This is a genomic window from Kitasatospora sp. NPDC022856 (genome assembly GCF_055561235.1).
In genome coordinates this window covers 38,295-52,537 of sequence record NZ_JBVHHE010000018.1, presented here as the reverse complement: position 1 = coordinate 52,537, position 14,243 = coordinate 38,295, and the positions used below count along the sequence as shown (strand labels likewise).

Annotated in this window: 14 protein-coding genes; 7 read left to right on the top strand and 7 right to left on the bottom strand. The window is 74.1% G+C overall.

Features of this window, described 5'->3' with window-relative positions; all coding sequences use genetic code 11:
• Window positions 1–3: 3 nt before the first annotated feature.
• Together ACZ34W_RS23480 and ACZ34W_RS23475 are read left to right on the top strand one after the other, a co-directional pair.
• Window positions 4–801, top strand: a complete 798-nt coding sequence (locus ACZ34W_RS23480) for an urease accessory protein UreD (protein WP_465606924.1) — start codon at window positions 4–6, stop codon at window positions 799–801.
• A 91-nt stretch (window positions 802–892) separates the two neighbouring features.
• Window positions 893–2,203: a DUF2254 domain-containing protein gene (locus ACZ34W_RS23475; protein ID WP_465606760.1), complete on the top strand. Its 1,311-nt coding sequence runs from the start codon at window positions 893–895 to the stop codon at window positions 2,201–2,203.
• 28 nt (window positions 2,204–2,231) lie between these two features.
• Here ACZ34W_RS23475 and ACZ34W_RS23470 read toward each other — a convergent pair whose 3' ends face one another.
• On the bottom strand, window positions 2,232–3,167 hold the full coding sequence (locus ACZ34W_RS23470) for a serine/threonine dehydratase (RefSeq protein WP_465606758.1): 936 nt from the start codon (window positions 3,165–3,167) through the stop codon (window positions 2,232–2,234).
• 296 nt (window positions 3,168–3,463) lie between these two features.
• Here ACZ34W_RS23470 and ACZ34W_RS23465 point away from each other — a divergent pair, with 296 nt between their 5' ends.
• Complete coding sequence (locus tag ACZ34W_RS23465; RefSeq protein WP_465606756.1) at window positions 3,464–4,327, top strand: DMT family transporter; 864 nt, start codon at window positions 3,464–3,466, stop codon at window positions 4,325–4,327.
• Window positions 4,328–4,378: 51 nt separating this feature from the next.
• On the opposite strand, the gene ACZ34W_RS23460 is transcribed toward ACZ34W_RS23465, so the two are convergent.
• Window positions 4,379–4,768 (bottom strand): hypothetical protein, encoded by a 390-nt coding sequence (locus tag ACZ34W_RS23460; RefSeq protein ID WP_465606754.1) that lies wholly within the window; start codon window positions 4,766–4,768, stop codon window positions 4,379–4,381.
• The gene (locus ACZ34W_RS23455; protein WP_329490993.1) at window positions 4,765–5,100 is read right to left on the bottom strand and encodes an SAV_915 family protein; all 336 of its coding nucleotides are present in this window, start codon (window positions 5,098–5,100) and stop codon (window positions 4,765–4,767) included. The genes ACZ34W_RS23460 and ACZ34W_RS23455 overlap by 4 nt, the downstream gene beginning before the upstream one ends.
• A 236-nt stretch (window positions 5,101–5,336) precedes the next feature.
• Between ACZ34W_RS23455 and ACZ34W_RS23450 the strand changes: the two genes are divergently transcribed.
• The 3 genes from ACZ34W_RS23450 to ACZ34W_RS23440 all read left to right on the top strand — a co-directional run bounded on the left by ACZ34W_RS23450 (window position 5,337) and on the right by ACZ34W_RS23440 (window position 8,529).
• Window positions 5,337–5,762 carry a helix-turn-helix domain-containing protein gene (locus ACZ34W_RS23450; RefSeq protein WP_465606752.1) on the top strand — a complete coding sequence of 142 codons (426 nt, stop codon included), beginning with the start codon at window positions 5,337–5,339 and terminating at the stop codon, window positions 5,760–5,762.
• Window positions 5,755–6,111 (top strand): DUF4180 domain-containing protein, encoded by a 357-nt coding sequence (locus ACZ34W_RS23445; protein WP_329490994.1) that lies wholly within the window; start codon window positions 5,755–5,757, stop codon window positions 6,109–6,111. The genes ACZ34W_RS23450 and ACZ34W_RS23445 overlap by 8 nt, the downstream gene beginning before the upstream one ends.
• 198 nt (window positions 6,112–6,309) lie before the next feature.
• A complete protein-coding gene (locus ACZ34W_RS23440) occupies window positions 6,310–8,529 on the top strand; it encodes an NADP-dependent isocitrate dehydrogenase (RefSeq protein ID WP_329490995.1) in 2,220 nt (739 codons plus the stop codon).
• 146 nt (window positions 8,530–8,675) lie between these two features.
• Here the strand turns inward: ACZ34W_RS23440 and ACZ34W_RS23435 are convergent, their stop codons facing one another.
• Window positions 8,676–9,674, bottom strand: coding sequence for a YdcF family protein (locus tag ACZ34W_RS23435; protein WP_329490996.1), 999 nt, complete (start codon window positions 9,672–9,674; stop codon window positions 8,676–8,678).
• A gap of 159 nt (window positions 9,675–9,833) precedes the next feature.
• Complete coding sequence (locus ACZ34W_RS23430) at window positions 9,834–11,300, bottom strand: MFS transporter (protein WP_465606749.1); 1,467 nt, start codon at window positions 11,298–11,300, stop codon at window positions 9,834–9,836.
• Window positions 11,301–11,423: 123 nt separating this feature from the next.
• On the opposite strand from ACZ34W_RS23430, the gene ACZ34W_RS23425 reads away from it, so the two are divergent.
• Entirely contained in the window at window positions 11,424–12,179 is a 756-nt protein-coding gene (locus ACZ34W_RS23425; protein ID WP_465606747.1) for a TetR/AcrR family transcriptional regulator, read from the top strand.
• A 124-nt stretch (window positions 12,180–12,303) separates the two neighbouring features.
• Here the strand turns inward: ACZ34W_RS23425 and ACZ34W_RS23420 are convergent, their stop codons facing one another.
• Window positions 12,304–13,284 (bottom strand): cytochrome c oxidase assembly protein, encoded by a 981-nt coding sequence (locus tag ACZ34W_RS23420; protein WP_329492364.1) that lies wholly within the window; start codon window positions 13,282–13,284, stop codon window positions 12,304–12,306.
• 210 nt (window positions 13,285–13,494) lie between these two features.
• Window positions 13,495–14,208: a TNT domain-containing protein gene (locus ACZ34W_RS23415; RefSeq protein ID WP_465606745.1), complete on the bottom strand. Its 714-nt coding sequence runs from the start codon at window positions 14,206–14,208 to the stop codon at window positions 13,495–13,497.
• Window positions 14,209–14,243: the final 35 nt, after the last annotated feature.

Sequence of the window (14,243 nt, the reverse complement as noted above, 5' to 3'; positions counted from 1 at the left end):
CCCATGGTGACGGCTCCGGTGACGACGGCCGCGGCCGGTCCCGTCCCGGCCGACGCGCCCCGGGTCGCACTGGTGGCCCGGGCCCGGATCCGGGCCGAACCCGACGGGCGGGGCGCGACCGCCCTGCCCGTCCTCTCCGGCGCCGGACCACTCGCCCCACGGCGCACCCGGGACGCCGACGGCGGAGCCCGGGTGGTGCTCGTCGGCTCGATGGCCGCGCCGCTCGGCGGCGACCGGCTGGCACTCGCGGTCGAGGTGGCCGACGGCGCGGCCCTCACCGTGACCAGCGCGGCCGCCACCATCAGCCTGCCCGGCCCCGGCCCCGCCCACTACGACGTCGAACTGACGGTGGGGGAGGGCGCCCGGCTCGACTGGTGCCCCGAGCCGGTGGTCGCCGCCGCCGGCAGCCACCTCCTGCTGCACACCCGGATCACCCTCGCCGCCGGTGCCCGGCTGCGCTACCGCGAGGAGCAGATCCTCGGCCGCCACCACGACTGGGCCCGGGCCGCCGGCCCCGGCCGGCTCACCTCCCGGCTGACCGTGCGCCGAGCCGGCCGGCTCCTGCTGGACCAGCGGACCGACCTCGGCCCCGGCGCCCCCGGCTGGGACGGTCCCGCCGTCCTCGGCGGCCACCGGGCCACCGGCCAGCTGCTCACCGTCGGCCACCCGCCGCCCGCGCCGCCGCGGTGGCCCGAGGCCGGGGACGCCGCTCTGCTCACCCTGCCCGACCCGGACGCCCGGCTGCTCGTCGCCGCGGCCCCCGACGCGCTCGCCCTACGGCGGGTGCTCGACGGGGACTGAGCGCCGGGGCCGCCGCCGCGGGGCGGCCCCGCGCGCGGCCGGCCGGGCGCTGATCCGATGCGAATGGTCGGACAAGCCCTAGCCTGGGGCGATGACCGATCGCCGGCCCGGCCGCTACCGCCCGCTCTCCCCGCTGCGCGAGCACCTGCGGGAGGCGTTCTGGTTCGCCCCGCTGGTCACCTGCGTCGCCGCGGTACTGCTCTCCGGGGTGACGGCCTGGCTGGACGAGGCCGTGGTCACCGCCAGCGTCGCCGAGACCGGCTCGGCGGACGAGCTGATGCGGTTCACCGGTGCGGCCAAGAGCGTGGTCTCCACGGTGAGTTCGGCGATGCTCACGTTCATCGGCGTGGTGTTCTCGATCTCGCTGGTCGCCCTGCAGATGGGCGCCAGCCAGTTCTCCCCGCGCGTCCTGCGGCTGTACGTCCGCAGCCGGCTCACCAAGGCCACCTTCTCGGTCTGCCTGGCCACCTTCCTGTTCGCCCTGCTCGTCCAGCTCAGCTACGACGACTCCACCGACCCGGCGAAGGTCACCTCGGTGCCGGTCTTCTCCGGCCTCGGCTCCCTCCTGCTGGTACTGCTCAGCCTGGCGCTGTTCGTGCTCTACGTGCAGTCCACCATGCGGCTGCTGCGGGTGCCGCACGTCATCGACCGGGTCGCCAACGAGTCGGTGGCGGTGATCCTCCAGTACCGACGGATGCCGCCCGAGCCGCAGCCGCCGGCCGTCCCGGAGGGGGCGCCCACCCTGCTCCACGAGGGGCGCTCCGGGGTGCTGCGCGACGTCAACATCGGCCGCCTGGTCCGGATCGCCCGCAAGCACGACGTGGTGCTCCATCTGGTGCCCAGGATCGGCGACTTCATCACTCCCGGCACCCCGATCGTCCGGGTGGCCGGGGCCGCCGACCGGCCGCCGCGCCCGCGGGGGATCGCCCTGGCGCTCAACGTCGGCGTCGACCGCACCATGCACCAGGACCTCAGCTTCGGGTTCCGGCAGCTGGTCGACATCGCGATCCGCGCGCTCTCGCCCGCCGTCAACGACCCGACGACCGCCGTGCAGGCGATCGACCGGATCCACCAACTGCTCGGGATGCTGGTGCACGAGAGCTTCGGGGACCTCTGCTTCCGCGACCGGGCCGGCGCCGTCCGGCTGGTCGAACCGGTGCCGGACTGGCAGTCCGTGGTCGACCTCGCGTTCACCGAGATCCGGCTCTGCGGGGCTGGCCACCCGCAGGTGACCCGCCGACTGGCGGCCGCCCTGGACGACCTGCTGCTGATCAGCCCCGACCGGCGGCGCTCGCAACTCCTGGAGCAGCGGCGCCTGTTGGACCGTGCCGTGGTCGAACAGCTGCCCGATCCGGAGGTCCGCGCCTTCGCCCTGCTGCCGGACCGGCAGGGCATCGGCTGAGGAGCCCCGGGGCCGGGCCGCCGCCCGACTACCCGGCCGCCACCAGGTCGGAGGGGTCGGTGTTGGCGCCGCAGAGCAGCACCGCGATCCGCTCGCCGGCCACGTCGTCCAGCTCCGTCACCGCGGCGAGCGCGGTGGCCGCCGCGTGCTCGACGGCGATCCGCCGCTCGTCCCAGAGCGCCTGCCGGGCCCGGACGATGGCGTCGTCCGGTACCAGCACGGTGCGGACGCCGTCCTGCCGGGCGGCGTGCACGGCCAGCACGGTGGCCCGGCGGGCCCCCAGGGAGTCCGCGGCCACCGAGTCCACCGGGACGTCCACCGGGTGGCCGGCCGCGAGGGCCGCACCCAGTGCCCGGCTCCCCGTCGGCTCCACCGCCACCACCCGGACGCCGTGCTCCCGCGCCGCGGCGGCCACCCCGGCGAACAGTCCGCCGCCGCCCACCGAGACCACCACCGTGTCCAGACCGGGCAGCCGGGCCACGATCTCGTCCAGCACCGTCCCGGCCCCGGCCGCGATCAGCGGGTGGTCGTACGCGTGCGAGGCGAGCGCGCCGCCGTCCGCCGCGAACTCCTCGCAGGCCGCCAGCGCCTCGGCGTACTCGCGGCCCGCCAGCCGCACCTCGGCCCCGTAGGAGCGCAGCCGGGCCACCTTGACCGCGGGCGCGGTCTCCGGCAGGAACACGGTGGCCCGCACGCCGAGTTCGCGGGCCGCCCAGGCACAGGCGAGGCCGGCGTTCCCGCCGGAGGCGATGGTCACCCCGGCGGCCGGGAGGGTGCCCGCCTCGGTGTGCGCGAGCAGGAAGTTCTGCGCCCCGCGGGCCTTGAAGCTGCCGGTGTGCTGGAGGTACTCCAGGGCCAGCCAGACCCGCCCGCCGTCGTCCCCGGGTGCCACCACCACCGGCCGCACCCGCCCCGCGATCCGCCGTCCGGCCGCCTCGACCTCGCCGTACGTCAGGTGCTCCACGCTGCTGCTCCTCCCGGTCCGGGGGCGGAAGCCGACTTCCACCGCGTCGCCGCCGACGGTACGTCGCGGCGGCCCACCAACAGAAGATCACGACCGCCCGGCGGGGGCCGCACAGGGGTCGGGTCCGGGCGGCCGCGTAGGCTGACCGCCATGCGTTCCGTGATTCTTCCGCCGCCCGCCCGCTAGCGGGCGCGCTCCACGATTCCCCGCCCGGCGGCGCTGTCGCCACCGGGCCGCTGGATGCCGCCCGCGCCGACCGCGGACGTCACCGGCCCACCATCGTGGAGAACCAACGCATGACCACTCGATCCGCCGTGCCGCTCCGGCACGGCCTGCTGTCCATCTCGGCCGCCGCCGTCGCCTGGGGCCTGGGCGGCGCCGCCGCCGCGCTGCTGCTGCGGACCACCGGGCTCGGCCCGGTGGCCGTCTGCTTCTGGCGGTTCGCCGTCGCGGCCGGCTGCCTGGCCCTCCTCCCCGCCCGCCAGGGGCGCGCCGGTGCGCGCGGCGCGGCCCTGCTCACCGGCCTCGGGCTGGCGGTGAGTCAGTGCGCCTACTTCGGCTCGGTGCAGTACGCCGGTCTCGGCCTCGGCACCCTGGTCACCATCGGTGCGGGGCCCGTCCTGACCAGTCTCGGCGCCCATCTGCTGCTCGGTGAGCGGCTCACCGTGCGGGCCTCGGCCGCGATCGCGGTCGCGCTGGGCGGGCTGTTCCTGCTGGTCGCCGCCCCGGCGGCCGGCCCGCGGCCGGTGCTCGGCGTCGCGCTCGCCGTCCTGGCGGGCGCCGGGCAGAGCGGTCTCACCCTCTGGGCCCGCGGCGGCGGTTCGGCCCGGGCGGACGTCGGCGCCTTCACCACCGGCATGCTCTGCCTGCTGCCCCTGGCCGCGGCCGACGGGGTGCTGCCGACCGCGGGCGGTCCGGCGCTGACGGCGGGCGCGCTGCTCTTCCTGGGGACCGTCCCCACGCTGCTCGCCTACCGCTGGTACTTCACCGGTCTGACGGCCGTCCCCGGGGCGACGGCCGCCGTGCTGGTGCTGCTGGAGCCGGCGACCGCCGCGCTGCTCGCCACCGTCTGCTTCGGCGAGCCGGTGACCCCGGCCCTGCTGGCGGGCTCCGTTCTGCTGCTGGCCGCGATCGCGCTGCTCACCCGCGAGAGCGGCTGACCGCTAGGGCCGCCCGCGCCCCGCCCGGTCGACGGTGGGGCGCGGGCGGCCTTACGGCACCGGCCGCAGCGTCGGTGGAGCAGGTGTCAGGGCGCGCAGCACGAGGTCGACCTGGACCCGCACCGCGCCGGCCCGGAGCAGCGCGGTGGAGATCGCGCGCAACTCCTGGGGGCCGCCGCAGACGAGCCGCAGTTCGAGGTCGGCGCCGCCGGCCAGCGCGAACCCGCTCCGGATGGCCGGGAACTCGGCGGCGAGCCGGTCGAAGTCGAGCGGTACGGGGCCGAAGCCGACCCGGACCAGGGCGTGCAGGGGCCGCCCGCCGCCGGGGTGCGGGGCTCCCCCGGGCCGGGCCGCCGGCCCGGGGGAGCGCTGTCCCGGGCCGGCGGCCCGCCGGTCCGGTTCGGGCGACCGGGCGCCGGGGACGAGCCGGAGCGTCGTCACCGGTGCTGGAGCTCGGTCCGGACAGCCGCCGCGGTGGGGCCGGTGGGCCCGGCGGGCGTGCTGGCAGCGCCCTCCCGGGCGGGCCTGGCGACGGGCGGTGCCACCAGCCGTGGATCCAGGACCAGGGCGTCCACGCCGAGTGGCGCGGCGAGCGCCCGCAGCGCAGGCTCGGCGAGTTCGGTGCACGCCTGGTCCGGTCCGAGGAGCGCGGTCAGCGCCTCGGTGGTGGCGAAGCCCACCGCGCAGCGACGGCCGTCGCGCAGGCGGAAGAGCCGGAGGGCGGTGGTGGATCCGGTGACGGTGACCGGGACGTGCCAGACGACGGGGGCCATGCGGTGCTCCCAAGGAGTGGTGGGGCCTGCGGGAACTGCTTACTCCGACGCTAGGGCGGCGGCGGGCCGTCGGTCGCTCCCCTGACGCGGCGTTGACCGAATGCGGTGCTGTGTTGACGGAGTCCTGACGGTCCCCGGACCTCCCCCCGAACACGCCTACCCTTTCCTTCCCTATACGCCCGATCGTCGTGGTAGTTTGCGTAATGATAAGGAAAGATCGAAGGAAGCGAGGCCTGGTGGCGCCGTACTACTCGGTGGAACAGGTGGCCGAACTGCTGGACCTGCACGTGCGCACGGTGCGCGGCTACGTCCGCGACGGCCGCCTCCGGGCGACCAGGATCGGCAAGCAGTACCGGATCACCGCCCAGGACCTCGCGGAGTTCACCGGTGCCCCCGCGCCCGCGCCGGCCGAGGAGCGGCGCCACGCCGAGGCCTCGACCATCGTGCAGATCGACGCGATCGGGACGGTGGAGGCCGCTCGGCTGGCCAACACCCTGATGGCGGCCGTCGCGGGCCCGCGCGAGGACGGACCGCTGCGGGTCCAGACCCTGCACGACGAGCAGCGCTCGACGCTCAAGGTGGTCATCCTCGGGGGTCTGGCCGACACGGCCGAGCTGCTCGTCATCGTCCACGCACTGACCGGGGAGAACGCCGATGTCTGAGTCCGCCGTCACCGTCCTGCGCCTGCCCGCCGACGGCCCGCCGGTGCGCGACGAACGGGATGCCACCGATCTGATCGGTGACGCGTTCGCGGCCGGCGCGGCCTGGGTCGTGGTGCCCGCCGAGCGCTTCGAGGAGGACTTCTTCCGCCTCAGCACCCGGATCGCGGGCGGGATCGTGCAGAAGTTCGCCACCTACCGGCTCGGCCTGGCCGTCGTCGGTGACATCTCCCGCCACACCGACGGCAGCGGCCCGCTGCGGGACTTCGTCCGGGAGAGCAACCGGGGCGGCCAGCTCTGGTTCCTCGCCGACGAGGCCGAGTTCGACGCCCGGCTCGCCGCGCACCGGTGAGGCCGCCGGCGGGGGGTTCCGCGGGCCCGCGCCCCGCTGCTCCGCTTGCCCGGCGCCCGCCCCGGGACGACGGTGGAGCTGACCGCCGCCGGCCCGCCCGGGCGCGGGAGCGCACTCCGGTACGGGGGGAGGTGGAGCGAAGGGGCGAACACGAGATATCTTGACATCAAGACGTTGGAGACGTGAAGCGGAGTACCGATGACTGACTCGACCATCATCTATACGCACACCGACGAGGCGCCGGCCCTGGCAACGTACTCGTTCCTGCCTGTGGTGCAGGCTTACGCCTCGACGGCGGGTGTGCGGGTGGAGACCCGCGACATCTCCCTCGCCGGGCGGATCATCGCGAGCTTCCCGGAGCGTCTGGAGGAGGGCCAGCGGATCGAGGACGCCCTCGCCGAGCTGGGCGAACTCGCCAAGACCCCGAGCGCCAACATCATCAAGCTGCCGAACATCTCGGCCTCCATCCCGCAGCTGAAGGCGGCGGTCGCCGAGCTCCAGGCGCAGGGCTACGCGCTGCCGGACTACCCGGACGACCCGCAGACGGACGAGGACAAGGACGTCCGGGCCCGCTACGACAAGGTCAAGGGAAGCGCGGTCAACCCCGTCCTGCGCGAGGGCAACTCCGACCGCCGCGCCCCCGCGTCGGTCAAGAACTACGCCAAGACGCACCCGCACCGCATGGGCGCCTGGTCGGCCGACTCCAAGACCAACGTCGCGACCATGGGCGCGAACGACTTCCGGTCCACCGAGAAGTCCGCGGTGGTCTCCTCGGCCGGCTCGCTGCGCATCGAGCTGGTCGCCGAGGACGGCACCACCACCGTGCTGCGTCCGTCCGTCCCGGTCCTGGCCGGCGAGGTCGTCGACGCCTCGGTGCTGCACGTCGCCGCGCTGCACGAGTTCCTGGCGGCCCAGGTCGCCCGCGCCAAGAGCGAGGGCGTGCTGTTCTCGGTGCACCTCAAGGCCACCATGATGAAGGTCTCCGACCCGATCATCTTCGGCCACGTGGTCCGCGCCTTCTTCCCGAACACCTTCGCCAAGTACGGCGAGGCGCTGGCCGCGGCCGGTCTGAACCCGAACAACGGCCTCGGCGGCATCCTGGGCGGCCTCGAGAAGCTGGAGAACGGCGCCGAGATCAAGGCCTCCTTCGAGGCCGAGCTGGCCGAGGGCCCGGCCCTGGCCATGGTCGACTCCGACAAGGGCATCACCAACCTGCACGTGCCGAGCGACGTCATCGTCGACGCCTCGATGCCGGCCATGATCCGCACCTCCGGCCACATGTGGGGCCCGGACGGCAACGAGGCCGACACCCTGGCCGTGCTGCCGGACAGCAGCTACTCCGGCGTGTACCAGGCCGTCATCGACGACTGCCGCGCCCACGGCGCCCTCGACCCGGCCACCATCGGCTCGGTGCCGAACGTCGGCCTGATGGCCCAGGCGGCCGAGGAGTACGGCAGCCACGACAAGACCTTCGAGATCGCCGCCGCCGGCACCGTCCGGCTCGTCGACGACGAGGGCAACGTCGTGCTGGAGCAGGCCGTCGAGGCCGGCGACATCTTCCGCGCCTGCCAGACCAAGGACCTGCCGATCCAGGACTGGGTCAAGCTGGCCGTCACCCGCGCCCGCGCCACCGGCGACCCGGCCGTCTTCTGGCTGGACGAGAACCGCGCGCACGACGCCGTGCTGATCGAGAAGGTCAAGACCTACCTGCCGGAGCACGACACGGCCGGTCTGCAGATCGAGATCAAGACCCCGGTCGAGGCCACCAAGTTCTCGCTGGAGCGCATCCGCCGCGGCGAGAACACCATCTCGGTCACCGGCAACGTGCTGCGCGACTACCTCACCGACCTCTTCCCGATCCTGGAGCTGGGCACCAGCGCCAAGATGCTGTCGGTCGTCCCGCTGATGAACGGCGGCGGCCTCTTCGAGACCGGCGCCGGCGGCTCCGCCCCGAAGCACGTCCAGCAGCTGGTCAAGGAGGACTACCTGCGCTGGGACAGCCTGGGCGAGTTCTTCGCGCTGGCCGCCAGCTTCGAGCACCTGGCCCAGACCACCGACAACGCCCGCGCCCAGGTGCTGGCCGACACGCTGGACCGCGCCACCGGCACCTTCCTCAACGAGGACAAGTCGCCGAGCCGTCGCCTCGGCGGCATCGACAACCGCGGCAGCCACTTCTACCTGGCCCTGTACTGGGCCCAGGAGCTGGCCGGGCAGACCGCCGACGCCGAGCTGGCCCAGGCGTTCGCCGGCCTGGCCGAGGCGCTGGCCGGGCAGGAGCAGGTCATCGTCGAGGAGCTCATCGCCGTGCAGGGCTCGCCGGTCGACATCGGCGGCTACTACCAGCCCGACCCGGCCAAGGCCGCGGCCGTGATGCGTCCCTCGAAGACCTTCAACGAGGCGCTCGCCAACCTCGGCTGATCCCAGCCGGGCGGAGTCGGCACCAGGCCGGCACCAAGCCGGCACCGAGCCGTACCGGGAGGCCCCCGGGTCCGTTCGCGGACCCGGGGGCCTCTCCGCGTCCGGCGGGGCGGGCGGCCGTCCGGCGGGGCGGGCGGCCGGGCGGCTCACCACCGCCAGCCCACCACCGCCCCCGCCGTCGCGAGCAGCAGCACGGCGACGGCGTTCGCCCGGGGGTACATCAGGCCCGTCGCGACTACCTCGCGCAGGACGGCGCTGGGCCAGTAGTACCCGGCCGTCGGCGCGCCGACGACCTGCCCCGGCACCCCGGCCCGGCGGGTGGTCACGGCGGAGCGCAGCACGTGGAAGCTGCTGGTCACCACGGTGCAGTGGTAGCCGGGCCGTTCGCGCTCCATCAGCTCGCGGCTGAAGGCGAGGTTCTCGGTGGTGCTGGTGGCCTTCTCCTCCAGCCGGATCCGCTCCCGCGGGCAGCCGGCGGCGACCAGGTGGTCCGCCATCGCCGAGGCCTCGGTGCAGCTCTCGTCCGGGCCCTTGCCGCCGGTCACCAGCATCAGCGGTGCGTGTCCGGCGGCCTCCTCGGCGCGGTAGAGCGCCATCGCCCGGTCCAGCCGGGCGGCCAGCAGCGGCGGCACCTCGCAGCCGTTCAGCCCGGCGCCCAGCACCACCAGGTAGTCGGCGCCGGGCCGGGGGGCGAGGCGCCGGTACAGCAGGGTGTACCCGAGGAAGCAGAGCAGCAGGAAGGCGCCGTAGCCGCCGAGCAGGACGGCGGCGCCGGCCGCCGCGCGCAGCGCCCGGACGCTGAGGTAGGTGGCCGAGAGCAGCAGCCCGAGCAGGGCGAGCAGGGCGGCGCCGGCGAGCAGGGACAGCAGGCTGGCCGGCCGGGTGCCCTCCCGCCGGACCATGGTGACCCCGTTGGCCACCAGCAGGGCGGCCGCGACCAGCCCGCTCAGCCAGACCGCGCCGGCCACCCCGGCGGTGACGGCGCTCGCGGCCGACGAGGAGAAGTGGCCGACCGCGCTCACCGTGCCGAGCGCCGCGCAGACGCCGATCAGGCCGATCAGCACCCCGTTGCCCAACCGTCTCGGTTCCTGGATCCGGGAGAGCAGGACCACGGCGAGCAGGGCGGCCATCAGAAGCGCTTGCATGCCCGGATCCTAGGCGGTGTCGGCAAGGTCGCGGCGTCGCGGACCCGGCGGGACTCTGCCAACACCCCCCCAGGCGCACACGCGCGGGCGCCGCCGCCTGCCGGGCTGGTCCCGGCGGGCGACGGCGCAGGTGGTGGCGGGAAGGGGCCGGAGGCGGGCTCACCCCTCCTCGTGCGGGCGGGCGTGGCGGGGCAGCAGGTAGGCCACCAGGAAGGCCAGCGCGAGCAGGCCCGCGCTGAGGCCGAAGGTCCAGCCGGCCGCGTGCCGGAAGCCCTCCGGACCGGCCCAGCCGAAGAACGCGGTGCCGAGCAGGGCGACCCCGATCGAGCCGCCGAGCTGCTGCTGCGCGTTGAGCACGCCGGAGGCCGAGCCGGTCTCGGCGTCCTCCACACCGGCCAGGGCGATGTCGAAGAACGGCGCCATGATCAGGCCGAGTCCGAATCCGGTGACCAGCAGCGCGGGGATCAGCGCCCAGCTGGTCAGGCCGCCGGCCCAGTGCTCCACCGAGGCCCAGAGCCCGAGCGCGCCGGTGGCGGCGACCGCCATCCCGGCGTGCAGCACCCGGCGGCCGTAGCGGGGGCCGAGGACGCCGCCGGAGAGCACGGCGCCGGCCACGATGCCGAGCGAGAGCGGGATCATGCTGAGGCCGGAGTGCAGCGATGTCCAGCCGAGGCCGAGCTGGAGGTAGAGGGTGAAGGTCAGCAGCAGGCCGGAGAGCGCGGCGAAGAAGACCAGGCCGGTGGCGAGCGCCGAGGTGAAGGCCCGCTTGGCGAACAGCGAGGGCTCGATCAGCGGGGTGCCCCCGCGCCGCAGCACGCTGCGCTGGTGGAGGGCGAAGAGCCGGAGCACCGGAGGCGAGGCGGCCATGGCCAGGTACGTCCAGAGCGGCCAGCCCAGCTCGCGGCCCTGGACCAGCGGGTAGACCAGCAGCAGGACGGCGGTGCTGAGCAGCAGCACGCCCACCGGGTCGAGCCGGCCGGCGCCCTCCGCCCGGGTGGTCCGGTTGGCGGGCAGGATCCTGACGGCGGCCACCACGGCGAGCAGCCCGAGCGGCAGGTTGATCAGGAAGACCATCCGCCAGCCGGTGCCGAACCAGTCGGCGTCGGTGAGGTAGCCGCCGAGGGTGGGGCCGAGGACGGAGGAGAGCCCGAGGATCGGCCCGAACAGCCCGAAGGCGGCGCCGATCTCCTTGGGCGGGAACATCGCCTTGATCAGGCCGAGCCCCTGCGGGATCAATAGTGCGGCGAACAGGCCCTGGACGGTCCGGGCGGCGATCAGGGTGCCCGCGCCGGTGGCGGCCGCGCAGAGCACGGAGGCGAGCGTGAAGCCGGCCGCGCCGAGGACGAACAGGCGCTTGCGGCCGAAGAGGTCGCCGAGTCGGCCGCCGGTGATCAGCAGCACGGCGAAGGCGAGCGTGTAGGAGGCGGAGATCCACTGGATCTGCGCGTCGCCCCCGCCGAAGTCGCGCTGGATGGCGGGGGAGGCCACGCCGACGATCGTGGTGTCGAGGAGGTCCATCACCTCGGCGGCCAGGATCACGGCGAGGGCGGCCCAGCGCAGCCGGTATCCGGCCGGTTCGGGCTCGGCCGCGGTGGCGGCCGGGGGTGGGGCGGTCTGACTGGTCATGAGGGGGCTCTCCGGGATCCGGGGCTGGGAAGGGGACTGGAACTGGAACTGGGGGCGAACTCTGTTCGCCTGTACGAACACTGTTTTCTTCGACGAACAGTGTTTTCCCATGGAACGGCGTTCGTGCCAAGTACGCTGGAACTCGTCGCCGACCACGAAGGAGCCCCGATGACCAGTGCCGCCCCGCGTCCGAGCTGGCCAGCGCACTGGCAGGAGAAGGAGAAGGCGCCGGCCAAGCGGCAGCCGCTGAGTCGCGAGCGGATCGTCGAGGCGGCGCTGCGGATCGTCGACGCCGAGGGCATGGACGCGCTGAGCATGCGACGGGTCGGCCAGGAGCTCGACACCGGGGCCGCGAGCCTCTACGCCCACATCGGCGGCAAGGAGGAGCTGGTCGAGCAGGTCCTCGACCTGGCCTACTCCGAGATCGAACTCGAGGAGCCCGACGCGGCCGACTGGCAGGAGCAGATCAAGCGGCTGATGCGCCGCTCCCGGGACGCCCTGCTGGCGCACCGGGACCTCGCCCGGGCGGCGGTGGTGGCCAATGTGCCCACCACGCCGCACGCCATGGACATCGCCGAGTCCATGCTCGGCATCCTGCGCGCGGGCGGCCTCGACGAGCAGACCGCCGCGTACGGGGTCGACGTGCTCGGGCTCTACACCACGGCGACCACCTTCGAGGCGTCCACGCGTGGGGGCGGGAACTCCCAGGACTACACCGACCAGGTGCGGGAGTACTTCGGCACCATCCCCGCCGACCGCTATCCGATGATCACCTCGATGGCGGCGGCGCTCACCCGCAACGTCGGTGACGAGCGGTTCGAGTTCGGTCTGGACATCCTGGTGGCCGGCCTCGCCCGCCAGAACGGCTGGAAGGCCTGAGCCGCCAGGTCCCGAGCCGCCGGGGTCCTGAACCCCAGAGGAGCCTGCGGCCGGGGACGACGAAGCCCCCGCAGGTGGGGCGGGGGCTTCGTCACGGTGTCGGGGGCGGTGCCGGCGCGGCCGGTCAGCCCGCGTCGGCCGCCGGTGCCGGGGCGGCCCGCTGGCCGCGCTTGTCCAGCGAGGCCAGGTAGGCGTTGTACGCGGCCAGCTCGGCGTCGCCGCTGCGGTCCTCGGCGCGGTCGCGGCGGCGGGACACCCGCTGCTCGGACCGCATCCACTGGTAGACCAGCGCGATCAGCACGATCGCGGTCGGGATCTCGCCGAACGCCCAGGTGATACCACCGGCCAGCTTCTGGTCGTCCAGCAGCTTCGTCCCCGGAGGCGCTCCCTCCTCGGTGAAGGTGGTCACCAGCGGGTGGCTGGCCATCATCACCGCGACGCCGAAGAAGGCGTGGAAGGGCATCCCCATGAACAGCTCGATGATCCGCATCACGTGGCCAGGCCGGTGCGGGCCCGGGTCCACGCCCATGATCGGCCAGAAGAACGCCAGTCCGGCGGCGAGGAAGTGCACCATCATGAAGATGTGCCCGAGCCGGTACTGCATGAGGAAGTCGAACAGCGGGGTGAAGTAGACCCCGTAGAGGCTCGCGATGAACAGCGGGATGGTGAAGCCCGGGTGCGAGACGACCTTGACGTAGGTGCTGTGCAGCAGGGCCACCAGCAGCTCGCGCGGCCCGCGCGGCCGGCCCTTGCCGGCCGGGCGCAGCGCCCGCAGCGCCAGCGTGATGGGCGCGCCGAGCAGCAGCAGGATCGGCGACAGCATCGAGAGCACCATGTGCTGCATCATGTGCGCGCTGAAGAGCACCATGCCGTAGTCGTTCAGCCCGGTGCAGGTGACCAGGATCACCGAGCCGATGCCCGCCGCCCAGCCGACCGACCGGCCGATCGGCCAGCGGTCGCCGCGCCGGTACAGCCGGACGACGCCGGCGCCGTACAGCGCCAGGCCGGCCAGGCTGCCGATCAGGAAGACCCAGTCGGGGGACCAGGTCATGACGTTGGAGAGGGAGAAGGGGCCCAGCTCGGTCATTCCGCCGTGGTGGTGCATCCCTGACATTCCGTCGCCCATCGGCGGGTCCCGCTTTCCCTCGTCACGACCCTGGGTGGGTCCGGTTCGCCCGTTTTGCTTGCCTCCACAGCCTAGGCGGGCCTTACTCCGCCGCTTCCCCCGCCCCCCGTCCGCGGGGCGGCGGCGCGGGAAGGGGCGGCGCGCCGGTCGCCGTCCGCGCGCCGCCCCTTCCGTCCGTCCGGGCGGGTGTCAGGACCCGTTGTTCCCCTTCAGGCAGTAGCTCTTGTCCGTGTGCTCCTTCAGGTAGCCCGCCGTGATCAGGCCGCTCACGTCGAAGGTCGTCAGGGTGGGGTCGTTCGGCTTGAGGTCCGGGTCGAGCCACTGCTGGAGGCCGTTGCCGGGCTGCGAGAAGGCGCCCGCGATGTGGCCCTGCTGGACTTTGAACGCCTTCCGCACCTCGAAGCAGTGGTAGTTGGCCTCGCCCCCGTTGAGGGAGTCCGGCGGGAGGGCGCGCTCGGCGAAACGCGTGCCGCCGGGGGCCAGGAACCTGCCGCGGTCGTTGCTGCCGAAGCGGTCGAGCTTCTTGCCCGTCGGCAGGGTCACCTCGGTCATGTCGAGGTTGCCGCCGTTGGCGGTGAAGCCGTTGTGGTCCGGGTACTTCCAGCCCCGCCAGTCCCGGTACCAGTCCAGGAACCGGGCCGGTGTCACCCCGCCCAGCCGGTCGTAGTCCTTCAGCAGCGCCTTCAGTACCGGGCTCGTCGGCAGGGTGACCGGGCCGAGCTCCCGCCGGGTGCAGAGGTACTGGTCCGCGCCGGTGTCGTAGACCTTCGGGACGCCTTCGCACTCGTTGATCGGCACCCGCTGGGAGGGGGACGACTGCGCGACGGCGGTGCCGGTGGCGGCCAGGCCGGTCAGGGGGAGCGCGACCGCCATGGTGAAGGCGGCGAGAGCGGGACTGCGCATGCGTGGTTCCGTTCGGGAGGGGGAGTCGGGGCGCC